Here is a 25,091-nt window from a genome sequence, read left to right as displayed (position 1 = left end):
TGAGGAACTTTCAAATGCTGCGTCGAATCACCTGGCTGATTCCCGTTCTCGCCCTGCTGACCCTGAGTGGTTGCATCATCTTCCCCCACGGCGGTGGGCATGGCGATCATCATCGTTTTTACCAGGGAGGCCCTGGCTATTATCAACACCGCTAGAACAGGACAACTCACCCCGCCCGCCCGACTAGAAATGTACCGGGCAGGAACACCCCAACCCCGATCAACTTGAAAACAATGCCCGCCACTTCGCGGGCATTGTTTTGCTTCGAAACTTGCCAGCCGCCGGCAACTTCCTGCACTACGGAAACATTGGATCCATTAAACAACCTGAAAGCATTGGACATTTAATGTCTCAGCAAAGCGTTAGGCGACGCGAACATCTGCATCTAGTCTCTGGCAACTCTTTCGAGACTTTAAACAGGGATGTCCATGCACAGAACATTAATAAAAACCGGCCCCAGACAATTAATCGGCTTTTGTCTGGCGCTCACCGTTTTTGAACTTCTGACCTATATGGCCAGCGACTTGATTATGCCGGCCATGTTGAACGTCACCGCAGAATTAAAAGCGGATGCCCATCATGTTCCCAACGCGTTCAATCTTTATCTGCTGGGTGGCGTCTGCCTGCAATGGCTGATCGGGCCCCTGTCGGACCAATGGGGTCGACGGCCGGTATTGCTTTGCGGTTGCGCACTGTTCGCCGCGTCCTGCTCAGCGGCATTCATCACCAACAGCATTGAAGCGTTCAATCTGCTGCGTCTTGTACAAGGCATGGGCCTGGGTTTTGTCGTGGCGGTCAGTTATCCGGCGCTCCAAGAAGTATTCTGCGAGGCGGATGCCGTGCGCCTGATGGCTCTGCTCGGCAATGTTGCGCTGCTGTCACCGTTACTGGGCCCCTTACTCGGCAGCCTGCTGCTGGAATGGTTGACTTGGCGCGAATTGTTTCTGGGTCTGGGTTTGATAACCGTTGCCGTCTGGCTGGGGCTGTACGCCTGCATGCCGGAGACCGTAGGCGTTATGCGCCGGGATGGGTACCAACCAGCGTCGCGCCCTTTTTCCCTTGCTCAGACGCGACAGCGCTACCTTGCCCTGCTCGGCAACCGCAGGTTCCTTGGCGCAAGCCTGGCGCTGGGCCTGATGAGCTTGCCGCTGATCGCGTGGATCGGGCTGTCGCCGCTGCTGCTGATCCAGGTGTCGGGCCTGACATCCCTGCAATACGGCCTGTGGCAAATCCCGATCTTCTCAGCCGTGATTGTCGGGAATCTGATTCTCGACCGCTTGCTGGTCACTCACACGCTACCCCGCTTGATTCGACTGGCGCTTTGGCCGCTCTGCCTGGGCCTGTTGGCGCTGATGGGCTGTGCGTTGCTCGGCGCCGGTTTGGCGCCAGTGGTGTGCAGTCTGGCGCTATACGCCGTGGGACTGGGCATCAGCAATGCCGCGTTGTATCGCCTGGCGTTGTTCAGCACGGACGACAGCAAAGGTCTGGTCTCGGCCATGATCGGCATGATCTCGATTGCCGTGATGGGCATTGGCGGCTCAATCATTGCCGCCATCGGCGGTGGCACTCGTCTTGAATTATTCGCCCTGTGTGCCGCGCTCAGCGGCCTTTTGTGCCTGCCCTTGCTGCACGGTTTCTTGCATGGTGCAAAAACTGCCTCTGCTCCAATTCGATAAAGGAATATTAATGATCCACTTACCCTCAAGTGACGCACTCTGCGCGTTGACACACCCCTATTGCGCGGATTCAGTGCCGCCTGACCTGTTCAACCAGGCCATGACCGAAATCAGCCGGTTTCACTGCCAGCACACACCCGGCTACGAACATTGGTTGAATGCCAACGGACTCGACGCGCACGATCTGGAGGGTCTCGATGACTGGTCACGCCTGCCGCCGATATTTGCCAACTACTTCAAACAAAAACTGCTGCTCAGCAGCGTTGGTGAAGATGCGTTGGAATTGACGTCCTCCGGCACCAGCGGCCAGAAAAGTCGCATGCGCTATGACGAGCGCAGCCTGGCCGCCGCTCAATTCATGGTCGCGCAGATTTTTCGTCACTACGGCTGGGACACCCCGGACACGCCGAGCAACTACCTGCTGCTCAGTTATGAGCCGCAAGGCCACATCACCTTGGGGACCTCGTTCACCGATCAGTTTCTGTGTCGTTTCGCACCTCCCCATCGCGTGGTCTACGCCCTGCGCAACAATGGTAACGGCCATCAATTTGACGTGTTCGGCGTCATCCAGGCCTTGCAGTCGTTCGCCGAAGAAGGTCTGCCGGTGCGCATCCTCGGCTTTCCGGCCTTTCTCTGGCAAACCCTGCAACGCATGCAGGACACCGGCGTGGGCAATATTCAATTGCCCGCAGACTCGCTGGCCTTCTTCGGTGGTGGCTGGAAAACCCAGGCCGCCGACGAGATCCCCAGACAACAGCTCTATGCCCGCATCCACCGGCAATTGGGCATTGAAACGTCCCGTTGTCGCGATGGCTACGGCGCCGTCGAGCACGCAGTGCCTTACATCGAATGTTCTCAGCACCGTTTCCATGTCCCGGTCTATTCGAAGGTATTTGTTCGCAATCCGGCAGATTTATCCCTCCTGCCCTACGGTCAAAAAGGTTTGCTGAGCTTTGTCTCACCCTATATCTCGTCCAGCCCTGCGCATGCCGTAGTCATGAGTGACCTGGCCACGCTACACCCCGGCGCGAGTTGCGGCTGCGGACTGGCCAACGACTGGTTCGAACTGCATGGCCGCGCCGGTACAACGGCGGGCAGAAGCTGCGCGATGGCGGCAGCCGAATTGCTGGGGGGGCACTGAGATGTATTTGATAAATGGGCATCTGCACGACACCTACAACTTCGAAGACGCACTTGAATGCCTCCAACAGGATCTTGCCCAGCACCTGAGTACGCCGCTTGAAAGCAGTACGGTGGTGACCGCCGCCACACGCTTCGCCGAGCAATTGCGCGACACCCCCGACAAGTTCGCATTCGATAACGAACAACGACAAAGCCTGATCGACTTCTGCGCCGCGGAAAAATTGCAGGTCAAACTGCAACGCGAACTCGGCACGCAACCCGACTCTTTGCGGCGGATCGATTATCGGCAAGCGCGCTTCGAATGCTGGAGTCCGCTGGGGTTGGTGGTGCACATCACCCCGGGTAACGCGCCGCTGCTGGCATTCTGCGCGGTACTGGAAAGTCTGCTGGCGGGCAACGTCAATTGGTTGCGCCCCAGCAGCAGCGATCAGCATCTGACCGCCCGACTGCTCGACGCTTTGCTGCAATGCGACCCGAGCGGACAACTCGCCGGTTACGTGGCCGTATTGCCGGTCGGCACTGCGCAGATTGGCCGATTGTGCCAACGCGCCAACGGTGTCGCGGCCTGGGGCGGTGAATCGGCCCTGCAAGCGATTCGTCAACAGATTCCAGCGGGCTGCCGCTGGATCGATTGGGGACACCGCATCAGCTTCGTCTACCTGACAGTCGATGCCGCCACGTCGCAGGCATTGGACGCTGTGGCGGATGAAGTCTGTCGGCTGGATCAGCAGGCCTGCTCAAGCCCGCAATGGGTGTTGGTGGACAGCGACGACCCGGCAGTGCTGCGCGACATCGGTGAACGCCTGGCTGCGGCTTTCGAACGGCGCAGCGGGCAATGGCCGGCGCTGCTGCCCACACCTCAAGAGGCGTCGCAAATCACCACGCACATGCAAATGTCCCGGCTGGCGCAAAGTTTTGCCGATCAAACCGGCCATGTCTGGAGCGCACCAGGCTGGCGGGTAATCTGGGCGCATGAGCGCCAACTCGGTCCTTCGCCATTGTTTCGCAGTGTGCTGCTGCATCCCGTGCCCCGAGCGCTGATCACAGCCTCTCTGCTGCCATGGCGTAATGTCCTGCAAAGCTGTGCCCTGCTGTGCGCCGACTCGCACATCGGCGAACTGGCCCGGACGCTGATGTCTGCCGGTGTGACACGTATCGCGCCAATCGACGGCATCCACGATGGCTATGACGGCGAGCCGCACGATGGTGTCTATGCATTGCAACGGCTTAGCCGGCGCGTGTCTGTCAGCTTGCCTGCCGCAGTGCTGGCAAACCATGTCACCCTCGACCGGACGCCAACGCCCGTGTTGCTGCCCGGCCAGCCGATCATGAACAAAGACGCGTTCATCGCCCAGCCGATCAACGCACAAGCCCAGTTGTATTTCCGTTCGGGAGGCAGCAGCGGTACACCGGCTTTGTCGGGTTACAGCCATCGCGATTTCCAGCGACAGATGCGCGCAACCGCCGACGGTTTGTTCGCCGCTGGCCTCGACCCATCGCGGGATCGGGTAATGAATCTGTTCTTCTGCGGCGGGCTGTACGGTGGCTTCCTGAGCTTTGCGAAAGTGCTCGAACTGCTCGACATCACGCACCTGCCCATGGGTGCCCCGACCGACGATGATTACCGTGAAATCGCCCGACTGATCGTCGATCAGCGCGTGACCGTACTGATGGGTATGCCAAGTACCCTGCACCGCCTGTTCCTCAACGAACGGCAACGACTGCAAGCCTATGGCGGGATCGACAAGGTGTATCTCGGCGGCGAGCACCTGAGCGAACAGAGCCGGGCACTGCTGCGCAGTTGCGGCGTGTCCAGCATCCGCTCGGCGATCTACGGCAGCGTCGACGCCGGCCCTCTTGGTCACGCCTGCCAAGCGACAGGCGATGGCGTGTTCCATCTGATGACCGACACCCAGCAGCTGGAAATCGTTGCGTTCGACGATGATCGACCCGTCGCTGGCGATGAAATCGGCCGACTGCTGTTCACCTCCATCGCACGGGAAGGGCAGCACGTTCAGCGGTACGACGTCGGTGACAGCGGACGCTGGTTGTCCGGCCCCTGCGCCTGCGGACTGACCTCACCGCGCTTCGAACTGCTGCAACGTCACGGCAAGCTGATCCGCATCGGCACCGACTTCATTTCATTGAGCGAATTGGCGTCGCACCTGCAAGTACCGTTTCAACTGCTGCTCGATCATGCGCCCGACGGCCTCGAGCGCATGCAGCTGCGCAGCGAGCTCAACGCCCAGGAAGTCCGGGCCCGGTTGGCAAATTACCCGACGCTGACGACCGTTATTGAAACCGCTCTGTTGGTTCTGGAAGTTGAGGTCTGCGCCACGCAAAACTTCACTCGAAACAAACACAGCGGCAAAACCCCGCTATTGATTGATTCGCGACGTAAATAAAAACCACGAATTCGATTAGCCCTTTATTGAAAAAAGAGAACGCTGTGAAAACAACTGACTGCGTAAACGAGTTGATAACGTTTGCTCGCCATCACTCGCACTACTATGGGAAACACTTGGCTGATATTCCCGACGCAATTACATCGCTCACACAACTACCACTGATTGATCCGGTTGAATATTGGAGCGACAGTCAGATCCTCAGTCATTGGCCGGTTCTGACAGGATCGGTAGAACAGGCACTGGTATTTAAAACCGGCGGTTCAAACAGTGCCGGCAAACTGTCGGTGTATACCCGGGATGAATGGCGCCGGTTGGTGCGTGAGTTCGGTAGCAGCCTGAATTGGCAATTCAAATCCGGTGACCGAGTGGCCAACCTGTTCTTTGCAGGTGATCTCTACGCCAGTTTCCTGTTCATCCACGACTCCCTGGCAAATGTCGCTGAAAACATCACCGAGTTTCCATTCACTGGCGACGTCGATTCGGCCGTTCTGGCCGAAGCGATCACGCAGAATCGGATCAATGTGCTGGCGGGCTTGCCCGCACACCTGCTGACCTTTGCGAGCTGGCTCAAGCATCGGGCGCAGACACTGCCCGGCGTTGATACCCTGCTCTATGGTGGAGAAAGCCTGTTTGCTTCACAGCGCCACCTCCTCAACCGGGCGTTTCCCAATGCGCGCATCAGCTCCATAGGCTACGCCAGCGTCGATGCCGGCTTCATCGGCGCAAACCATAGCGACTGTGCCGACGGCGAACATCGCATGCATGACAGTCACGCCCTTCTGGAGATCATCGACGAGCAGTCAGGTGAGGTCATCGAGGCGTGCGATCACGCCGGCTTGTTGGTGATCACCAACGTCAACCGGCGCTTGATGCCGCTGATTCGTTACCCGGTTGGCGACCGCGCCTGTTGGCGTGAACCCGCCGGCACTGCGCAGCGCAAATTCGCACTCAAGGGCCGCAGCGCGAACAGCCAACGGGTACGGGTGGGTATTTTGTCGCTGATTCCTGATGAGCTCGCCGAACTGGTTCGACGCACCGCCGCCAGTGATGACTGGCAACTGGTCATAGAACAGGTCGCGCACAAAGACGTATTGAGCCTCAAATGGGTGGCAACCGCGCAATCCACCACCATGGCCGAGGTCAACCTGGGGCTGGAGGCCGGGCTTATCGAGTTGTACCCGTTGATCACGCAACTGCAGGCAGACCAACTTCTGGATCTGCACGTGCGCTGCTGCACACTTGAAGATCTGCCACGCCATCCCCGCTCGGGCAAATGCCTGCGCGTGCTGGATCTGCGCCGTTACGAATACAACGACAAGGAGTTGATCGATGGAACAGTTGATCCTGCGTAACTATCGCGAAACCGATGCGACGGCCGTCAGCCAACTTTTCCGGCAGGTCTATGGCGACCATTACGTGCAGCCCCATGTGTACCTGCCGCATCTGATCAGCCAGAACCACGCCGACAAGCGCTGGCACTCGCTTGTCGCGGTGGTCGGGCAGCAGATTCGCGGCCATGCCACGCTGTTTCGCGACACCAACTCGCAAACCGCCGAGCTGGCATTGAGCGCGGTGCATCCTGATACCCGCGGGCAAAACATCGCCACACGCCTGGGCCAGCAACTGCTGGCGCACGCACAAGCGCTTGGCTGTCACGACGTATCCATCAAACAGGTGACCCATCATCCGTACACGCAGCGCATGGCGACCAACCTCGGCTTCCACAACACCGGACTGTTGCCGGATTACGTGCCCTCACCGTTCGGTTGCCCGGCGCCTGAATCGATTGTCCTGGGCTGTCGCGTCATCGACGGCTATCAACGCCCTTTGCCCAGGCAGACCTGGCCGGCCAGTTGCCGGGCCTTCATGCAGCATCTGTGTCGGGTATTCGGTACACAGGCGCAAATGACTCAATGGCGTGGCCCGGCGATTCAACTTGAACAACACGCCAATCGGCATGACATGCGAATCAAGGAATTAGCCCCCGGCCTGATCAAACAGATACAGCAACTGCCGCAGCATTGGTTGATTTCTATTCGGCTCGGACTGTCGCAGCACTTTGCCCGCGACCTGGACAGACTGGCGGCCATTGGATTTGTATTTACCGGGCTGGCACCCGTTGACGGCAGAGACGGGAACTGGATCGCGCTGTTTCACCGTGGCGTGCGACAACGCGCGCTGGAACTGCATTGCCCACGCATGCAGCATCTGCATGATGAGGTTCAGCGCAAAATCGAAGTTTGCTCGACCTGAAAGATTGGCCCGCTCACATTCGAGCGGGCCAATCTCTTGGGCTCAAACCCTGGATCTGACGCCTTTGTCGGTTGGCGGAGTCGTACCGTTGCCCATGCCGTAGGTCTTCAGGTTCTGCAGCACATAAATGGCTTTTTTGTACTCGGGGATCAAACCATTGGCGTATTTGTCGCCCCTGATGGCGTTGGTCTGAATGGTATCCAGTTGCGTGGCGAAGTATTCCAGCGCACTGAACTTCGCATCCGGGTCTTTCTGCACCCCGAAACGATCAAACTTGTCACCCGCATTGAGCAAGGTCATTGCGGTCAGATCGGAAATAAGACCTTTGCTTCGCAAAAATGTACTGAGGTTGCCCAACTGCTTCGCTGACACGTTATCCGGATCGAAACCCTTGATGTTCTTGTGCAGCTTTTGTTTGTCCATCTCAGCAATGTTGAGCACATTGGGATCGTTTCCAACCAAGGTCAGCATCTGCCTTACTTTGGTACTTTGCGACACCTGTTTGCCTCTGCTGCCGGTGTCCTGAACCAGTAAACCTGCCTTGCTTTGCCAGGCACCGGTATAGCCGATAGTCATGAGGGAGCTCCTTGTAGAACGGTCATGAAAAAGTCCTTGTCGACCTGTTTTGGTGCACGGAAGTATCTGCCGGCCAACTGATGGCACCAACCTTTTTATCTGTTTGCTTACAAATCTCGTACATTCTCAATACAAACCATCGAATGCCCGTAAATGCTGGCCCTTGAGCTAACCCTCAAAACGTTCTGACCAGGCCTTCTGCTCTAATCAAGCTGCTGGTTAGTTTGTATGTATCAACCCGGATACCTCCCGGCCGTCGGGTCGTATCTTTTTAGTACGTCTGTACCTAAAGCTTCTCGACATAGCGACGATACGTTAGGCATACCCGCACTGTTTTACCTCCTCCCCCTAATAAGAAACGCAGCTCAAGGACCGGTCTCCCATGCCCGCATTCCGCACCATTCAGGCTCGCTACACGCTGTTTCTGGTTCTGTTCATTCTGTTGTTGTCGGTGCTGACCGTGGTCGGGATCAGCCAACTGGTCGCTCCCAAGCTGCGTCATACCGAAGAACAGGTGGTGCTCAACCGCATCGCCGAAGTCGCCGAACAGATTCAGGGCGAACTGAACAAGGTTCAGGCGCAACAGCGCAGCATCACCCAGACCATCCCGCTGCTCGACAGCGCGGCCATCGACTCGGTGTTGCCGGGGCTGGTGGATCAGTACGGCGAGCTGAAGGTGTTCGGCGGCGGCATCTGGCCTCTACCGGGCCAGCGTGAAACCGGGCGCAACAAGTTCAGCACCTTCTGGCACCGCGATGCCTCGGGCAAACTGGCGGTCAACACGTTCTGGAACAGTGACGCGGCCCCCAACTATTACGACCAAAGCTGGTACAAGGGCGGCATGGCTACGCCACGCGGTCAGTGCGCCTGGGCCGCGGCCTACAAGGACGACGCCAGCGCCGAGCCGCGCACCAACTGCGCCATGGCCATCCAGAAGAACGGCAACGCCTGGGGCGTGTCGACCATCGACGTGACACTGGGCTTCTTCAATGACCTGGTGGCCCGCAAGGAAAAAGACCTCAACGCTGAAATGCTGATCGTTGAAGCCGACGGCAAGATCATCAGCAACAGTTCGCGCATCAGTGGCCCGATCGTGCTGAAGAACATCAGCGAACTGGCCGCCAGCTCCACCTTCGCCAGTCAAGTCAAAACCGGGCTGCAAAACCGCGATCAGGCGCAGCGTGTCGAGTTCGACAACAACGGTGAGGCCAGCACCTTCTTCATGCGTCCGATCGAAGGCACGCCGTGGTTCCTCGCCACCGCCCTGCCGACCAAAATGCTCACCGCCCAGCGCGACGACGTGCTCAGCACGCTGAGCCTGTTGCAGATTCCGATGGTGATCCTGCTGGTGCTGTTGCAACTCTATGCGATTCGCCAGTTGGTGCAGCGCATGAAAGCCTTGAAAGCCAATATCGACCTGCTCTCCAGCGGCGATGCCGACCTGACCCGACGCATCACCATCCGCGCCGAAGACGAACTTGGCGCCATCGGCCATTCGGTCAACACCTTTATCGCCTACCTGCAAAACATGATCGGCGAAGTCACCCAGGCCACCGGCGCCATGGCGTCGAGTCTGGACAACCTGCAGCGCACCTCGGCGCACACCAGTCAGATCCTGCTGCGCCACGCCTCGGAAACCGATCAGACCGTTACCGCTATCACCGAAATGAGTTCGACCGCCGAAAGCGTGGCGCAGAACGCCGCTGAAACCGCTGCGTTCACCCAGCGCGCCAACGAAAACGCCGACCGTTCGCGGGTGGTGGTGGGCGAAGCCACCAACAGCGTGGTGGCGTTGATCGACGAAGTGGCCAGCGCCACCCACAAAGTTGAAAACATGCAACAGGACGCCCAGCGCATCACCGAGATTCTCGGGGTGATCGGCGCAATTGCCGGGCAGACCAACCTGCTGGCCCTCAACGCCGCGATCGAAGCGGCCCGTGCCGGCGAGCAGGGTCGTGGCTTTGCCGTAGTGGCTGACGAAGTGCGTGCCCTTGCCGCCCGAACCCAGGCCAGCACATCGGAAATCAACGAGATGTTGACTCGCCTGACCCAAGGGGTGAGTTCGTCGGTCAGCGCCATGGAAAACACCCAAGCCAGTTGCCAATCGGCCGCCGATGCCACGGCACGGGTCAACTCCGGGCTGGATGAAATGGCCGGCTCCGTCAGCCACATCAACAGCCTGAGCACACAAATCGCCACCGCCGCCGAGCAACAGAGTGCAGTGACCGAAGAGATCAACCGCAGCATGGTGCAGATCCGGCACATGGTCGATGAACTGGTGCAAAGCGGCCAAGCCAGCGAACTCAACACCCGTCAGCTGCTGGAAGCCAATAGCCGCGTAAGTGCGATCATGGGCCGGTTCAAGGTAAGTTAAACCTCTGACAAATTTGTAATCTCTCGCTCAGCAGGCTGTCAGGGTTGATCTACGATCATCCTGCCAGCCTGCGCCGTATCAACTTGTAACATTGCGTTGATGCGGGACAGGATAATTCGGTCAAAATGCGTTCTTTTTGGCTGCCATCCAAGTCGAGAGCCCATCATGCGAAGCCACCTGCGTCTGGTCGCCCTGAGCGCCCTGTTCATCTCCTCCCTGGCGCAAGCCGCCGACCTGATCCCCATCGAAGTGCATCGCGACGCGAACTGCGGCTGCTGCAAAAAATGGATCAGCCATCTGGAAGCCAACGGTTTCAAAGTCCAAGACCATGTCGAAAGCGACATGAGCAGCTTCAAACAACAGCATGGCGTGCCGCCGCGCCTGGCCTCTTGCCACACCGCGATCATCAACGGCAAATTCGTCGAAGGCCATGTGCCGGCCGAACAGGTATTGGCGTTGAGCAAGCGTGACGATTTGCTCGGCGTTGCCGCACCCGGCATGCCGATGGGCTCACCAGGCATGGAAATGGACGGCATGAGCGACGCCTATCAAGTGATCGGCCTGAAAAAGGACGGCGCTGACGTGGTGGTGGCGGACTACCCGGCCCATTGATGGGCGCTGCTTACATCGGCTTGTTCTTTGCGGCATTCGGCGCGGCGACGCTTTTGCCGCTGCAGTCGGAGGCATTGCTGGTCGGGTTGATCGTCAGCGACCATTACTGGATCTGGGGTCTGCTGGCAGTGGCGACGCTGGGCAATGTGCTTGGTTCGCTGGTCAATTGGTGGCTGGGACGGGAGTTGGAGCGTTTTCAGGATCGACGCTGGTTTCCGGTCAGCGCCAGGCACATGGCCACGGCTCGCAAGCACTATGAGCGTTACGGGCATTGGTCGCTGTTGCTCAGCTGGCTGCCGATCATTGGCGATCCACTGACCCTGATTGCGGGCGTGATGCGCGAGCCGCTCGGGCGTTTCCTGCTGATCGTCACCTTCGCCAAAGGCGCACGTTATGCCGTACTGGCCATGCTGACGCTGGGCTGGCTCGGTTGAACATTCAGGCCCGGAGATTGCCTGTGTTTAATGTCGCCCTAATCCGGCCATTTCAGCATCGGCCGATTTCAAACGGAGTTTGACCTTATGTCTGTCACGATTTCCCGCTGGCTGCCGGGCTTGTTCCTTACCGCCGCCCTGCCCCTGTTTGCCCATGCCGCAGCCACCCCGGCCGAAGGCCCGGCGTACGGCCCGGAGTTGCAGGGCTTTGAATACCCTTACACGCTTAAACATTTCGCCTTCCAGTCCCAGGGCAAATCCTTGCAAATGGGTTACATGGACGTTGCTGCCCACGGCAAGGCCAACGGCCGCACCGTCGTGCTGATGCACGGCAAGAACTTTTGTGCGGCGACCTGGGACAGTTCGATCAAGGCCCTGAGCGAAGCGGGTTACCGTGTGGTCGCACCGGATCAGATCGGTTTCTGCACCTCCAGCAAACCGGACAACTATCAGTACAGTTTCCAGCAACTGGCGACCAATACTCAGCAGTTGCTCAAAGCGCTGGGCATCCAGAAAGCCACCCTGCTTGGCCATTCCACCGGCGGCATGCTCGCTACCCGTTATGCGCTGTTGTTCCCTGATCAGGTCGATCAACTGGCGCTGGTCAACCCGATCGGTCTGGAAGACTGGAAAGCCCTCGGCGTGCCGTATCGGACGGTGGATCAATGGTATCAGCGCGAACTCAAAGTCACCGCCCAAGGCATCCGCGACTACGAGCGCACCACTTACTACGACGGCCGCTGGAAACCGGAATTTGATCGTTGGGTCGACATGCTCGCAGGCCTGAGCAAAGGCCCGGGCAAGACCCAGGTGGCCTGGAACTCGGCGCTGATCTACGACATGATTTTCACCCAGCCGGTGTACTACGAGTTCAAGGACTTGAAGATGCCGACCCTGCTGCTCATCGGCACCTCCGACACCACCGCCATCGGCAAGGATCTGGCACCGCCCGAGTTGAAAGCGAAAATCGGTCACTACGATGTGCTCGGCAAACAAGTGGCAAAATTGATCCCGCAGTCGACGCTGGTGGAGTTTCCCGGCATGGGCCACGCTCCGCAGATGGAAGAACCGGCGCAGTTCCACAAGGCACTGCTCGGCTGGCTGGACAAGACCAATCCCGTTCGTTGATGAGGCAGGACTGATGGCGGTGCAGATGGCGGTAATCGATGACTGGCAGGACGTGGCCCGCGACGTGGTCGACTGGTCGGTCCTCGACAGCATCGGTGAAGTGACATTCGAACATGATTACCCGGCGGACAACGCCACGCTCGCCGAACGACTGGGCAAGTACCAGGTGATCTGCGTAATGCGCGAACGCACGCGGTTCGATGAAGACCTGCTCAAGCGCTTGCCCAATCTCAAGTTGCTGGTGACCGGTGGCATGCGCAACGCCGCGCTGGACATGCAGGCAGCGGCAAAATTGGGTATCAAGGTGTGTGGCACCGACAGCTACAAACACGCCGCGCCGGAACTGACGTGGGCGCTGATCATGGCGGCCACGCGCAATCTGGTGAACGAAGTCAATTCGCTGCGCGAAGGCCATTGGCAGCAAGGTTTGGGCGGCGATCTGCACGGCAAGACGCTGGGTATTCTCGGACTGGGCAGTATCGGTCAGCGAGTGGCGCAGTTTGGCCAGGTGTTCGGCATGCGGGTGATTGCCTGGAGCGAAAACCTCACGGCCGAACGTGCGGCGCAGGTGGGTGTGACCTATGTCGGCAAGCAGGAACTGTTCGAACAGGCCGATGTGCTGTCAGTGCATCTGGTACTCAGTGAACGCAGTCGCGGGCTGGTCGATGCGCAGGCGCTGGGCTGGATGAAGCCGACTGCACTGTTGGTGAACACTGCTCGCGGGCCAATCGTCGATGAAGCGGCGCTGATCAAGGTTTTGCAGAAACAGCGTATTGCCGGGGCAGCGCTGGATGTCTTCGATCAGGAGCCACTGCCGGCACTGCACCCGTTTCGCACACTGGATAACGTGCTGGCCGCGCCGCACGTGGGTTATGTCAGTCGGCAGAACTATGCGCAGTTCTTTTCGCAGATGATCGAGGATATTCAATCTTGGGTCGCAGGTAATCCTGTTCGTATATTGAATTAACACGGCTCCGTAGGAGTTGCCGAACGCGGCCCGAGCCTTCGGCAGCTCCTACAGGTGGCTTCTGTTGTCAGCCCATCAAAAAACTGTCCGCACCACAACAGTGCACCTCATCTTCCCGCCAGCACAAAATCGTGACCGCTCAGTCACTGTTTTGCCCCCACTACGCAAAAAAACCTGCACTTCGTCGGTGCGTTTCCATCCTCACACCACGGTTTCCGTGCCTCGCCAACCGATTGTCGAACAATTTACCCATTCCCCCTCGCCCGCTCTAGTATCTGGCCTAGACTGATTTTCGCGGGGCGAAACCGGCCGGTCACACCACAGCAAAATAATCGAAACTTTTGCCGAAGACGGCGGGTCATCTGAAAGGCAGGGGGAACACGACTGGTTCATTCCTTGCAATGGCCTCACCACCCATTCTGCTAGCGCGTGTTGGGTAGCGTTTGCTCACCGATGCGAGGCGCGTTTGCGCCCGGCCACAGGACTTGGCCATGGACATCGCTTGTTCAAGACAAGAATCAGATCAACGAGACGGGAGATTCATATGATCAGTGCGGCATTGGATATTCAGGGAGAGCGTGCTCAGCAGTCAGTAGGCGAAGCGAGTACCGTCAGCGTTCCCGGCAGCCGATCGATCAGCGTCCCCGGCACCAAGACGCTGACTCCGGTAGCGAGTCAGAATCCCAACAAGAAAAAAGTATTGTTCGTGACTTCGGAAATCGCAGATCTGGTGAAGACCGGCGGTCTGGGTGACGTTTCCGCCGCCCTGCCTCGCGCCATGGCCCATCTGCACGACGTGCGGGTGTTGATCCCCGGTTATCCGCAGGTGATGCACAGCGAAAACCCGATCCATATCATCGGCGAACTCGGCGGCCACGCCGCGCTGCCACCGTGCAAGATCGGACGCATGGACATGCCGGACGGGCTGGTGATCTACGTGCTGATCTGCCCTGAGCTCTACGAGCGCGAAGGTTCGCCCTACGGTGCCAACAACGGTCGCGACTGGCCGGACAACCACATTCGCTTTGCTCGCCTGGGTCTGGCTGCTGCCGATATCGCCGCCAATCTGGCCCAAATCCACTGGTGCCCGGATCTGGTGCACGCCCATGACTGGCCGGCCGGCCTGGCCCCTGCCTATATGCACTGGCGTGGGCAGCGCACGCCAACACTGTTCACGATTCACAACCTGGCCTATCAAGGCGTCACCAGCCTCGGCTCCTGCCCCGAGCTCGGCATTCCCAATCATGCCCTGCAACAGGAAGGCATGGAGTTCTACGGCAAGATGTCGTTCCTCAAGGCCGGCATGGCGTACTCCAGCCACATCACCACGGTCAGCGCCACCTACGCGCAGGAAATCACTACCCCGGATTTCGGTTGCGGCCTCGACGGCTTTCTCGCCGCCAAGACTCAGCAGGGTTTGCTCAGCGGTATCCCCAACGGGATTGATGAGAGCTGGGACGCGGCCACTGACCCACATCTATTCGCGCCCTTCGCCATTGGCGATTGGGAAGGCAAAGCAGTCAACGCCGCTCACGTTCGCGACCTTTTCGGTCTGAACGACTCCGAAGGCCCGTTGTTCGCAGTGGTCTCGCGTCTGGTCTATCAGAAAGGCCTGGACCTGACCGAGGCAGTCTCCGAGTACATCGTACAGAACGGCGGCCAGATCGCGATTATCGGTCGTGGCGAGCCGGAAGAAGAGCAAGCCATGCGCGAATTGGCGCTGCGCTTTCCCGGCCAGGTCGGCGTACGTATCGGCTTCAACGAAACCGACGCCCGCCGGATGTTTGCCGGCAGCGATTTCCTGCTGATGCCTTCGCGTTACGAGCCTTGCGGCTTGAGCCAGATGTACGCCCAGCGCTTCGGTTCGTTGCCGGTAGCACGCAACACCGGCGGGCTGGCCGACACCATCGAAAACGGCGTCACCGGGTTCCTGTTCGACGAGTCTACCGCCGACAGCTACCGCGAAGCTCTGAGCCGCGCATTCAAGGTCTTTGCCTTTCCAGAACTGCTCAACGCCATGCGTTGCCGGGCCATGGCCGCGCCGTTCAATTGGTGCAAAGCGGTCGAACCCTACGCTGAACTCTATGAACAACTGGTCGCCAAGGCGCTGGGTAAAGCACACCACAAATAATCAGGGAGTTTTCCACGATGCCGTTACGGACCCAAGAGAACTGGCCCCACGGCGCGATCATGCAGGACGCCGAACACACACAATTTGCGCTCTGGGCGCCGGATGCGTTTTACGTCAGCGTGGAGCTGGAGGACGGACAGTCGCTGCCAATGCTGCCGCAGGCCGATGGTTGGTTTGTGATCAAGACCCGTTGCCCGGCGGGCACGCGTTACCGCTACAACATCGATGGCGAACTTGAGGTGCCCGACCCAGCCTCCAGAGCACAGGACGGCGACCTGGACCGCCGCAGCGTAGTAGTCGATCCGCTGGCCTATCAGTGGCGACACAGCGCCTGGCAAGGCCGGCCGTGGAGTGAAGCGGTGATCTACGAGCTGCACGTCGGTGCGCTTGGCGGATTTGCCGAGGTCGAACAGCACTTGCAACGCTTGGTTGAGCTGGGTGTCACCGCCATCGAACTGATGCCGCTGGCGCAGTTCCCGGGTGATCGAAACTGGGGTTACGACGGCGTCCTCCCGTATGCGCCGCAAGCGTCATACGGCACCCCGGAACAACTCAAGCACTTGATCGACAGTGCTCACGGCCATGGTCTGGCGGTGATTCTCGATGTGGTCTACAACCACTTCGGCCCCGATGGCAATTACCTGCACCGTTACGCCAAAGGCTTCTTTCGCGAGGACAAACATACCCCGTGGGGCGTGGCGATCGATTTTCGACGTACCGAGGTGCGCGAGTTTTTCATCGAAAACGCGTTGATGTGGCTGCTCGAATACCGCTTCGACGGCCTGCGCCTGGACGCGGTGCACGCCATCGAAGATCCGGACTTTCTCAGTGACATGGCCCAGCGAATCCGCCAGCAGATCGACCCGAGCCGTCATGTCTGGCTGACCGTGGAAAACGAGCTCAATCAATCGAGCCTGCTGGAGAATGATTACGACGCGCAGTGGAACGACGACGGCCATAACGCTTTACATGTGTTGCTGACCGGCGAAACCGATGCCTATTACGCCGACTATGCCCTGCAACCCACCGAGCAATTGGTGCGTTGTCTGAGTCAGGGCTTCGTGTTTCAGGGCCACATCACCCGACATGGCGAACCCCGGGGCGAACCGAGTGAACATCTGCCTTCGACCGCGTTTGTCCTGTTCCTGCAGAACCACGATCAGATTGGCAACCGCGCCTTTGGCGAGCGCCTGCATCAACTGGCCGATCCCCGCGCTGTTCAGGCAGCAACCGTGCTGTTGCTGCTGTCGCCGATGATCCCGATGATGTTCATGGGCGACGAGTTTGCCGCCGAGCAGCCGTTCCTGTTCTTCACCAGCCATCACGGCGAACTGGCGGAATTGGTACGCGAGGGCCGGCGCAACGAATTCGCTGCGTTCGGCGCCTTCAACGATCCGCAAAAACGCGAGCAAATTCCCGATCCTAACGCCGAACAAACCTTCCATGCCTCACAGCCACGGCTGATTGGAAACGGCACGCCACTGCAACAGCAAACCCTCGCGCTGTACCGGCAACTCCTGCAATTGCGCCATAAACACATCATCCCCCACTTGTCTGGTACTCAGGCGCTGGGAGCGCAAATGCTCGGCCATGGCGCCGTCAGCGCACGCTGGCGCCTGGGCGATGGCAGTGAGCTGCGAATCGACCTGAACCTCAGTGATACGGCGGTGGTCAACCCTCCACGGTCCGGCGCAGTGTGGCTTTTTCAAAAGCCACCCGCAGGCGAACTGTCGGATGAGGGCCTGCTGCCCCCGTATTGCGCGCTTGTCAGCCTCACGGCCGCAACCCCTTTGCAACCTTTGGATGGAGAGCGCCTATGAGCGATGCGCAACTGGAAATTCTTGCAAGCAGAGCCGGCCTGGCCGTCGACTGGATCGACGCCAATGGCCGCCCGCAAAAAGTCGCTCCGGCGGTGTTACGCAATGTCCTGATCGGCCTTGGCCACCCTGCCAGCACCTCCCAGGAAATCGACGCCAGCCTGCTTGAACTGCAACAGGTCCAGCAAGACCGTCACTTGCCGCCGCTGCTGACCAGTGATGTCGGCGTCGGCGTTGATCTTGCGCGTTATTTCAAGCCTGAGACCCCGTGTGAGATCCACCTTGAAGACGGTTCGCGCATGAACCTGAAACTCGATTCCGAGTCGGTACTGCCCGGCCTGATCCCGGTCGGCTATCAACAGGTTCACATTGACGATCAATACTTCACACTTGCCGTGGCTCCTGAGCGCTGCTTCAGCGTCGGCGACGCGGTAGACAATCCGATCCCTCGCGCCTGGGGTCTCAGCGTGCAGCTATATGGCTTGCGTCGCCCCGGCGATGGTGGCTTCGGCGACACCCAGGCACTGGAAGAACTGGCGCGGGTGGCCGGTGAACGCGGTGCGGACGCACTGGCGATCAGCCCGCTGCACGCAATGTTCAGCGCCGACACCGGGCGCTACAGTCCCTATTCGCCATCCAGCCGTTTGTTTCTCAATTCCCTGTATGCCGCGCCCGGCGCAATTCTCGGTGAGCGGGCTTTGCGCGATGCGATCGACAGCGCTGGGCTGGCCGAGCAGTTTGCGAAACTGGAAGATCTGAAACTGATCGACTGGCCCGCCGCTGCCGAGGCCAAGCACAAACTGCTTCAAGCCCTGTACGACGGATTCACTGCGGGCGATCATCCGTTGCACCCCGACTTCGCCAGTTTTCGTCATGCCGGTGGCGAGGCGCTGGAAAATCACTGCCGCTTCGAAGCCATCCAGGAAATGCGCGCCGCACGTGGCGAAAGCCTCGACTGGCGCGAATGGCCAGAACATTGGCACGACCCGCGCGGCGCCGCCCTCGAAGCGTTTGCCGAAGAATATGCCGAGCGCATCGGTTACTTTGCATTCTGCCAATGGCTGATCCACCGATGCCTGGAGCGTGCGCAAACCGCCGCGCGCAGCGCCGGCATGGGCATCGGCCTGATCGCCGACCTTGCCGTGGGTGCCGATGGCGCTGGCAGTCAGGCCTGGAGCTTTCAGGACGAACTGCTCGCCTCGCTCACCGTTGGTGCGCCGCCGGACATCCTTAATCGCTCCGGTCAGGGCTGGGGAATTTCCGCGTTTTCCCCCGAAGGCCTGATCCGCAACGGCTTTCGCGCGTTCATCGAAATGCTGCGCGCGAACTTCGCTCACGCCGGCGGTTTGCGCATCGACCATGTCATGGGCCTGCAACGCCTGTGGGTGATTCCCAACGGCGCGGCACCGGCCGACGGTGCCTACCTCTATTACCCGGTGGACGATCTGTTGCGCTTGCTGACACTGGAATCCCATCGTCATCAAGCGATTGTGCTCGGCGAAGACCTCGGCACCGTGCCCGACGGTCTCCAGGAAAAACTCATTGCCCGCTCCATGCTCGGCATGCGCGTGCTGTTGTTCGAACAGGACAACACCCGTTTCAAACCGATTCTCGACTGGCCGGATAACGCATTGGCGACCACCAGCACTCACGATCTGCCGACGCTAAACGGCTGGTGGCATGGTCGCGACATCGACTGGAATTCGCGACTGGGTTTTGTCGATGGCAACGGCGAAATCGAATGGCGCCGGCATCGTCAACGGGAACGCGAAGGCCTGCGCGGAGCGTTGAGCCAGGACCCGCAGAACTTTCGCGAGGAGTCCCACGAGGCCGATCAGGTGGTGGACGCCAGCGTGCGTTTCCTCGGGCATACCCGCGCGCCGCTGGTGTTGCTACCGCTGGAAGACGCGCTGGGCATCGACGAACAAGCCAATCTGCCAGGCACGATCGATACGCATCCGAACTGGTCGCGGCGCCTGCCCGGCGCCAGCGAGGCGTTGCTCGACGGTGCGGATGCCGCGCGGCGTCTTGAACTATTGGCGTGCGCACGCCTTCAGGCAGCCGAGCGTGACCAATGAATCAAGCGCTCATCCAGCCGTTGCGCGCCACCCTGCGCCTGCAATTTCACAAAGGCTTCACGCTCGAACAAGCGGTGCCGCTGGTGCCGTATTTCGCCCGTCTGGGCATCAGCCACATCTACGCCTCACCACTGCTCGCGGCGCGGGCAGGCTCGATGCACGGCTACGACGTGGTCGACCCGACTCAGGTCAACCCGGAACTTGGCGGCGAACCCGCGCTAAGGAATCTGGTCAGCGCCCTGCGCGAACACAACATGGGCCTGATCCTCGACATCGTCTCCAACCACATGGCGGTCGGCGGCAGTGACAATCCATGGTGGTTGGACCTGCTGGAATGGGGACGCCTGAGCCCCTACGGTGAGTTCTTCGACATTCAATGGCACTCGCCGGATCCGTTGATGGAAGGCCAGTTGCTGTTGCCGTTTCTCGGCAGCGATTACGGCGTCGCGTTGCAGGAAGGCACGCTGAAGCTGCATTTCAATGCGCAAAACGGCAGCTTCCACGTCGAACATTACGACCACCATTTCCCGATCTGCCCGAACGATTACGGCGAATTGCTCAAACCCGAGGATGCGCTGAAAACTCTCGCCGATCATTTCAGTACACTCAGCTATCAGACCAATGCCCATTCACTGGCCGGCCCACTGAAGGAAGAGCTGCGGCAACTGGCCAGAGATCCGCAGATCCTTGAAGCCATCCAGCGCAATCTGGAGCATTACGACTCAACCACCGAAAAAGGCTTCCACAAGCTCCATCAGTTGCTGGAGCGCCAGAGTTATCGCCTCGCCAGTTGGCGCACGGCGGCTGACGACATCAACTGGCGGCGTTTCTTCGACATCAATGAGTTGGGTGGTTTGCGCGTCGAACGTCCGGCGGTGTTCGAAGCGACCCACGGCAAAATCTTTCAGTTGATCGCCGAAGGGTTGGTCGACGGTTTGCGCATCGACCATATCGACGGCCTCGCCGATCCGCGCGGTTACTGCCGCAAACTGCGTCGGCGCGTCGACCTGTTGGCGCCGGGGCGGCACTTGCCGATCTACGTCGAAAAGATCCTCGGTGCCGGCGAAACCCCGCGCCGCGACTGGGCGGTGGATGGCACCACCGGTTACGAGTTCATGAATCAGCTGTCGCTGCTGCAACACGATCCGGACGGCGAATACGTCTTGGGCGACTTGTGGCAACGCCGCACCGAACGCCCTGCCGCGTTTATCGAAGAAGCACAACTGGCGCGTCAGCAGATCCTCAACGGCTCGCTGGCCAGCGATTGCGAAAGCGTCGCCCAGGCGCTGCTACAAGTGGCCCGTGATGACCTGATGACCCGCGACCTGACCCTCGGCGCGATTCGCCGTGTGTTACAGGCGTTGATCGTGCACTTCCCGGTGTATCGCACCTACATCAGCGCAATGGGTCGCTCGGCGCAGGATGACGTGTTTTTCCAGCAGGCCATGGACGGTGCGCGGCAGGCACTGGGCGAAGGCGACTGGCCGGTGCTCGATTGCGTTGCAGCGTGGCTCGGTGGCACCCCATGGCGACAAAAGCCACGCGGACGCTCGCGCAAAATCCTCAAACATGCCTGCGTGCGCTTCCAGCAACTGACTTCCCCGGCGGCCGCCAAAGCCGTGGAAGACACCGCGCTGTATCGTTCGGCGGTGCTGCTGTCGCGCAATGACGTCGGCTACAACACCGAGCAGTTCAGCGCGCCAGTCAGCGATTTCCACGAGATCAATCAGCAACGCTTGAGCCAGTTCCCCGACAACCTGCTGGCCACAGCCACCCACGACCACAAACGCGGCGAAGATACCCGCGCGCGCCTCGCGGTGCTCAGCGAGCGCAGCCACTGGTATGCCGAACAGATTGAACTGTGGCGCGCCCTCGCCCGCCCCGTGCGCAGCGATGACCAAATGCCGTCGACCGGTGATGAGCTGATTCTCTACCAGGCACTGCTCGGCAGTTGGCCGCTGGATTTACACGACGGTGATCAGGCGGGTTTTGCCGACTACGCCAAACGCATCTGGCAATGGCAACAGAAAGCCCTGCGTGAAGCCAAGCTGCAAAGCAGTTGGAGCGCGCCCAACGAAGCCTATGAAGACGCAGCGCAAGCGTTCACTGAAAAACTCCTCACCGGTGAAGAAGGTGAATTGCTGCGCGCGGCGTTGAGCAAGACCGTCAACAGCATCGCGGCGGCCGGCGCACTGAACGGCTTGGCGCAAACCTTGCTGCGCATGACGGTGCCGGGGGTGCCGGATTTGTATCAAGGCAACGAGTTCTGGGACTTCAGCCTGGTCGATCCGGACAACCGCCGGCCGGTGGATTACCCCGCTCGGGAGCAGGCTTTGGCGGCGCAGGCGCCGATCACAGACCTGCTGTCGAACTGGCGTGACGGTCGCATCAAGCAAGCCTTGATTGCCCAAGTGCTGAACCTGCGCGCTGAACACGCCGAGCTGTTCCGGCGTGGCACGTATCAGGCTCTGGAGGTGCTGGGTAGCCAGGCGCACCACGTGCTCGCGTTCGCCCGCGAACATCAAGGTCAGCAAGCCATCGTGATCGTGCCGATTCGCTGCGCGGCACTGCTGGAAAACAGTGCCGTCCCGCAAATCGATGCGCTGCGCTGGGGCGATACGCGGGTGGTTTTACCGTTCGCCGCCTCTGACAAAAATCTGAAGGGACTTTTTGCAACCACAGCAGTCACAAAAAACAGGGAGCTGAATGTCAGCGACGCGCTGGGGGATGTCCCGGTCAATCTCTTTATCCAACACTTAACGTAAGCATGAGTTCAGTTCAGGAGCATTGCGATGAGCACCGACGATAAACGCATCCGCGAATTCGCCTATCAGATCTGGGAATCGGAAGGTAAGCCCGAGGGCCACGAAGAGCGCCACTGGGAGATGGCGCGCAAACTGGCCGAGGCCGAAGCACTGGCACCGAAGAAATCACCGAAGGCTGCCGGCAGCAAAACCGTTGGCAAGACCGCCGAGGTCAAGGCGCCAGCCGCCAAGCCCAAAGCCCCGGCCAAAACCAAGCCTGCGAGCGCCGCCAAAGTCGTGCCACCGGGCGAAAAAGCAGTCGAGAAAAAGCCTAAGGTGCCACGCAAGCCCCCGGCGAACTGACGCTTTCCCCGATTATTGAACTGAATGACTGTGTGGCGGGCGTGCTCGCCACAGAGGGGTCGTTCGCCCTCAAGAAACACGCATAACCCCTGTAGGAGTGAGCCTGCTCGCGATCGCTTGCTGATAGTCAACATCGATGTCGCCGGATTTACCGCTATCGCGAGCAGGCTCACTCCTGAAGATTTGTGTCAGCCCAGAATTCACCCGTTTTTTTGCAGGAGCAATCATGACCCGTCCAAAAAAAGCCGAGCCCGCACAGCACGCCGAGCCCTCGAGAATTCGTGAGGGTCTGCCCTTCCCGCTCGGTGCGACCTGGGACGGCTTGGGGGTGAACTTTGCCCTGTTCTCCGCCAACGCCACCAAGGTCGAACTGTGCATCTTCGACGATGCCGGTGAAGTCGAGCTCGAACGCATCGAACTGCCCGAATACACCGATGAGATCTACCACGGCTACTTGCCCGACGCCCATCCGGGGCTGATTTATGGCTACCGCGTCTACGGCCCGTATGACCCGGCCAACGGCCACCGCTTCAACCACAACAAACTGCTTATCGACCCCTACGCCAAACAACTGGTCGGCCAACTCAAGTGGTCAGAAGCCTTGTTCGGCTACACCATCGGCCACCCCGACGCCGACCTCAGTTTCGACGAACGCGACAGCGCGCCATTCGTGCCCAAATGCAAAGTCATCGACCCGGCCCACACCTGGGGCAACGACCATCGCGTCAGCGTGCCGTGGGACAAGACGATCATTTATGAAACCCACGTGCGCGGCATCAGCATGCGCCATCCCTCGGTGCCGGAGAATGTGCGCGGCACCTTCGCCGGGTTGATGGTCGACGATGTGCTCGAACACATTCGCAAGCTCGGCGTGTCCACCGTCGAGTTGCTGCCGATCCATGCCTTCGTCAACGATCAGCATCTGCTGCACAAAGGCATGACCAACTACTGGGGTTACAACAGCATCGCGTTTTTCGCCCCGGATCCGCGCTATCTGGCCAGCGGCAAGATTGCCGAATTCAAGGAGATGGTCGCGCACCTGCACGAAGCCAATCTGGAAGTGATTCTTGACGTGGTCTACAACCACACCGCCGAGGGCAACGAGCAAGGCCCGACCCTGTCGATGCGCGGCATCGACAACGCCTCGTATTACCGCTTGATGCCCGACGACAAGCGCTACTACATCAACGATTCCGGCACCGGCAACACGCTGGATCTGAGCCACCCGTGCGTGCTGCAAATGGTCACCGACTCGCTGCGTTATTGGGCCAGCGAGATGCATGTCGACGGCTTCCGTTTCGACCTGGCGACTATTCTCGGCCGCTATCACGACGGTTTCGATGAGCGTCACAGCTTCCTCGTTGCCTGCCGTCAGGACCCGGTGTTGCGTCAGGTGAAAATGATCGCCGAACCGTGGGATTGCGGCCCCGGCGGCTATCAGGTCGGCAACTTCCCGCCGGGCTGGGTCGAGTGGAACGACAAATTCCGCGACACCGTGCGCGCGTTCTGGAAGGGTGACGACGCCCAGGTCGCCGACTTTGCCAGCCGCATGACCGCGTCCGGCGAGATGTTCAACCAGCGCGGCCGGCGGCCGTATTCATCGGTGAACTTCATCACTGCCCACGACGGCTTCACCCTCAACGATCTGGTGTCGTACAACGACAAGCACAACGAAGCCAACGATGAGAACAACCAGGACGGCAGCAACAACAACCTGTCGTGGAACCATGGTGTTGAAGGCCCCACTGACGATCCCGAAATCAACGCCCTGCGCCATCGGCAGATGCGCAACTTCTTCGCAACGCTGCTGCTGGCGCAAGGCACGCCAATGATCGTCGCCGGCGACGAATTCGCCCGCACTCAGGATGGCAACAACAATGCCTATTGCCAGGACAGCGAGATCGGCTGGGTCAACTGGGACCTGAGCGAGGACGGCAAGGCCCTGCTCAAATTCGTCAAACGCCTGATCAAGCTCCGTCTGGCTTATCCGATCCTGCGTCGTGGGCGCTTCCTGGTCGGCGAGTACAACGAGGACATCGGCGTCAAGGACGTCACCTGGCTCGCCCCGGACGGCACCGAGATGACCACAGAGCATTGGCATGATGCGCACAACCGTTGCCTGGGCATGTTGCTCGACGGCCGCGCGCAGGAAACCGGGATTCTGCGCAAGGGTGCCGACGCGACCCTGCTGCTGGTGGTCAACGCCCATCACGACATCGTCAACTTCACCTTGCCGGAAGTCCCGGAGGGCAGTTTCTGGACGTGCATGATCGACACCAATCAGCCGGCGATCCGTGGCCAGGAGCGCTTCGACTTCGGTCACGAGTACTCGGTCACCGGGCGTTCGCTGCTGCTGTTTGAACTGCAACGTGAAGAAGAAGACTGAT

Annotated in this window: 18 protein-coding genes and 2 pseudogenes; 18 read left to right on the top strand and 2 right to left on the bottom strand. The window is 59.7% G+C overall.

The annotated features are described in order from the left end of the window. The first annotated feature begins 14 nt into the window (after positions 1 to 14). On the top strand, positions 15 to 155 hold the full coding sequence (locus PSH79_RS13010; protein ID WP_187678336.1) for a hypothetical protein: 141 nt from the start codon (positions 15 to 17) through the stop codon (positions 153 to 155). Between the two features lie 11 nt (positions 156 to 166). Here PSH79_RS13010 and PSH79_RS13005 read toward each other — a convergent pair whose 3' ends face one another. Next, complete coding sequence (locus PSH79_RS13005) at positions 167 to 343, bottom strand: hypothetical protein (RefSeq protein WP_305443490.1); 177 nt, start codon at positions 341 to 343, stop codon at positions 167 to 169. Positions 344 to 428: 85 nt separating this feature from the next. Here PSH79_RS13005 and PSH79_RS13000 point away from each other — a divergent pair, with 85 nt between their 5' ends. Genes PSH79_RS13000 through PSH79_RS12980 form a run of 5 tightly spaced genes read left to right on the top strand, consistent with a single transcriptional unit; the run spans position 429 to position 7,480 of the window. After that, positions 429 to 1,676, top strand: a complete 1,248-nt coding sequence (locus PSH79_RS13000; protein WP_305443488.1) for an MFS transporter — start codon at positions 429 to 431, stop codon at positions 1,674 to 1,676. A 10-nt stretch (positions 1,677 to 1,686) separates the two neighbouring features. Continuing rightward, positions 1,687 to 2,817, top strand: coding sequence for an acyl-protein synthase (locus tag PSH79_RS12995; RefSeq protein WP_305443486.1), 1,131 nt, complete (start codon positions 1,687 to 1,689; stop codon positions 2,815 to 2,817). 1 nt (position 2,818) lies between these two features. After that, a complete protein-coding gene (locus PSH79_RS12990; RefSeq protein WP_305443485.1) occupies positions 2,819 to 5,224 on the top strand; it encodes an aldehyde dehydrogenase family protein in 2,406 nt (801 codons plus the stop codon). 44 nt (positions 5,225 to 5,268) lie between these two features. Continuing rightward, on the top strand, positions 5,269 to 6,579 hold the full coding sequence (locus PSH79_RS12985; RefSeq protein WP_305443484.1) for a phenylacetate--CoA ligase family protein: 1,311 nt from the start codon (positions 5,269 to 5,271) through the stop codon (positions 6,577 to 6,579). Continuing rightward, the gene (locus tag PSH79_RS12980) at positions 6,557 to 7,480 is read left to right on the top strand and encodes a GNAT family N-acetyltransferase (RefSeq protein WP_305443482.1); all 924 of its coding nucleotides are present in this window, start codon (positions 6,557 to 6,559) and stop codon (positions 7,478 to 7,480) included. Before PSH79_RS12985 ends, PSH79_RS12980 begins: the two co-directional genes overlap by 23 nt. 42 nt (positions 7,481 to 7,522) lie before the next feature. Here PSH79_RS12980 and PSH79_RS12975 read toward each other — a convergent pair whose 3' ends face one another. Next, entirely contained in the window at positions 7,523 to 8,056 is a 534-nt protein-coding gene (locus PSH79_RS12975) for a hypothetical protein (RefSeq protein WP_305443479.1), read from the bottom strand. Between the two features lie 382 nt (positions 8,057 to 8,438). Between PSH79_RS12975 and PSH79_RS28175 the strand changes: the two are divergent. From PSH79_RS28175 to glgX, 12 genes and pseudogenes are all read left to right on the top strand, one after another. After that, a pseudogene (locus tag PSH79_RS28175) lies at positions 8,439 to 9,521 on the top strand (cache domain-containing protein); the annotation flags it as partial. Between the two features lie 381 nt (positions 9,522 to 9,902). Continuing rightward, positions 9,903 to 10,430, top strand: a pseudogene (locus tag PSH79_RS28170) (methyl-accepting chemotaxis protein); the annotation flags it as partial. Between the two features lie 165 nt (positions 10,431 to 10,595). After that, positions 10,596 to 11,042 (top strand): DUF411 domain-containing protein, encoded by a 447-nt coding sequence (locus tag PSH79_RS12965; RefSeq protein WP_305443476.1) that lies wholly within the window; start codon positions 10,596 to 10,598, stop codon positions 11,040 to 11,042. Continuing rightward, positions 11,042 to 11,476 carry a YqaA family protein gene (locus tag PSH79_RS12960; RefSeq protein WP_305443474.1) on the top strand — a complete coding sequence of 145 codons (435 nt, stop codon included), beginning with the start codon at positions 11,042 to 11,044 and terminating at the stop codon, positions 11,474 to 11,476. Before PSH79_RS12965 ends, PSH79_RS12960 begins: the two co-directional genes overlap by 1 nt. 87 nt (positions 11,477 to 11,563) lie before the next feature. After that, positions 11,564 to 12,604, top strand: a complete 1,041-nt coding sequence (locus tag PSH79_RS12955; RefSeq protein ID WP_305443473.1) for an alpha/beta fold hydrolase — start codon at positions 11,564 to 11,566, stop codon at positions 12,602 to 12,604. A gap of 13 nt (positions 12,605 to 12,617) precedes the next feature. Then, a complete protein-coding gene (locus PSH79_RS12950) occupies positions 12,618 to 13,571 on the top strand; it encodes a D-2-hydroxyacid dehydrogenase family protein (protein ID WP_305443471.1) in 954 nt (317 codons plus the stop codon). A gap of 544 nt (positions 13,572 to 14,115) precedes the next feature. Next, positions 14,116 to 15,702 (top strand): glycogen synthase GlgA, encoded by a 1,587-nt coding sequence (glgA, locus tag PSH79_RS12945; protein ID WP_305443469.1) that lies wholly within the window; start codon positions 14,116 to 14,118, stop codon positions 15,700 to 15,702. 17 nt (positions 15,703 to 15,719) lie between these two features. After that, entirely contained in the window at positions 15,720 to 17,522 is a 1,803-nt protein-coding gene (gene treZ, locus PSH79_RS12940; protein ID WP_305443468.1) for a malto-oligosyltrehalose trehalohydrolase, read from the top strand. Continuing rightward, a complete protein-coding gene (gene malQ, locus PSH79_RS12935; protein ID WP_305443467.1) occupies positions 17,519 to 19,597 on the top strand; it encodes a 4-alpha-glucanotransferase in 2,079 nt (692 codons plus the stop codon). Before treZ ends, malQ begins: the two co-directional genes overlap by 4 nt. Next, positions 19,594 to 22,362, top strand: coding sequence for a malto-oligosyltrehalose synthase (locus PSH79_RS12930; RefSeq protein WP_305443464.1), 2,769 nt, complete (start codon positions 19,594 to 19,596; stop codon positions 22,360 to 22,362). Before malQ ends, PSH79_RS12930 begins: the two co-directional genes overlap by 4 nt. Before the next feature lie 27 nt (positions 22,363 to 22,389). Continuing rightward, positions 22,390 to 22,704 carry a DUF2934 domain-containing protein gene (locus tag PSH79_RS12925; protein ID WP_305443463.1) on the top strand — a complete coding sequence of 105 codons (315 nt, stop codon included), beginning with the start codon at positions 22,390 to 22,392 and terminating at the stop codon, positions 22,702 to 22,704. A 226-nt stretch (positions 22,705 to 22,930) separates the two neighbouring features. Beyond that, positions 22,931 to 25,090, top strand: a complete 2,160-nt coding sequence (gene glgX / locus PSH79_RS12920; RefSeq protein ID WP_305443462.1) for a glycogen debranching protein GlgX — start codon at positions 22,931 to 22,933, stop codon at positions 25,088 to 25,090. Position 25,091 lies beyond the last annotated feature (1 nt).

Origin of the sequence: Pseudomonas sp. FP2196, assembly GCF_030687715.1 — a bacterium.
In the GTDB taxonomy this organism is placed as follows: Bacteria; Pseudomonadota; Gammaproteobacteria; order Pseudomonadales; family Pseudomonadaceae; genus Aquipseudomonas.
The sequence above is the reverse complement of the archived record's forward strand: the minus strand, read 5'-3'. Positions and strand labels throughout refer to the sequence as shown.

Coding starts and splice junctions, on each gene's coding strand:
- PSH79_RS13005 (WP_305443490.1), bottom strand. CDS start 343: ATGTCCAATGCTTTCAGGTTGTTTAATGGATCCAATGTTTCCGTAGTG.
- glgX (WP_305443462.1), top strand. CDS start 22,931: ATGACCCGTCCAAAAAAAGCCGAGCCCGCACAGCACGCCGAGCCCTCG.
- PSH79_RS13000 (WP_305443488.1), top strand. CDS start 429: ATGCACAGAACATTAATAAAAACCGGCCCCAGACAATTAATCGGCTTT.
- PSH79_RS12995 (WP_305443486.1), top strand. CDS start 1,687: ATGATCCACTTACCCTCAAGTGACGCACTCTGCGCGTTGACACACCCC.
- PSH79_RS12930 (WP_305443464.1), top strand. CDS start 19,594: ATGAATCAAGCGCTCATCCAGCCGTTGCGCGCCACCCTGCGCCTGCAA.
- PSH79_RS12965 (WP_305443476.1), top strand. CDS start 10,596: ATGCGAAGCCACCTGCGTCTGGTCGCCCTGAGCGCCCTGTTCATCTCC.
- PSH79_RS12980 (WP_305443482.1), top strand. CDS start 6,557: ATGGAACAGTTGATCCTGCGTAACTATCGCGAAACCGATGCGACGGCC.
- PSH79_RS12990 (WP_305443485.1), top strand. CDS start 2,819: ATGTATTTGATAAATGGGCATCTGCACGACACCTACAACTTCGAAGAC.
- PSH79_RS12925 (WP_305443463.1), top strand. CDS start 22,390: ATGAGCACCGACGATAAACGCATCCGCGAATTCGCCTATCAGATCTGG.
- treZ (WP_305443468.1), top strand. CDS start 15,720: ATGCCGTTACGGACCCAAGAGAACTGGCCCCACGGCGCGATCATGCAG.
- PSH79_RS12950 (WP_305443471.1), top strand. CDS start 12,618: ATGGCGGTGCAGATGGCGGTAATCGATGACTGGCAGGACGTGGCCCGC.
- malQ (WP_305443467.1), top strand. CDS start 17,519: ATGAGCGATGCGCAACTGGAAATTCTTGCAAGCAGAGCCGGCCTGGCC.
- PSH79_RS12975 (WP_305443479.1), bottom strand. CDS start 8,056: ATGACTATCGGCTATACCGGTGCCTGGCAAAGCAAGGCAGGTTTACTG.
- glgA (WP_305443469.1), top strand. CDS start 14,116: ATGATCAGTGCGGCATTGGATATTCAGGGAGAGCGTGCTCAGCAGTCA.
- PSH79_RS12960 (WP_305443474.1), top strand. CDS start 11,042: ATGGGCGCTGCTTACATCGGCTTGTTCTTTGCGGCATTCGGCGCGGCG.
- PSH79_RS13010 (WP_187678336.1), top strand. CDS start 15: ATGCTGCGTCGAATCACCTGGCTGATTCCCGTTCTCGCCCTGCTGACC.
- PSH79_RS12955 (WP_305443473.1), top strand. CDS start 11,564: ATGTCTGTCACGATTTCCCGCTGGCTGCCGGGCTTGTTCCTTACCGCC.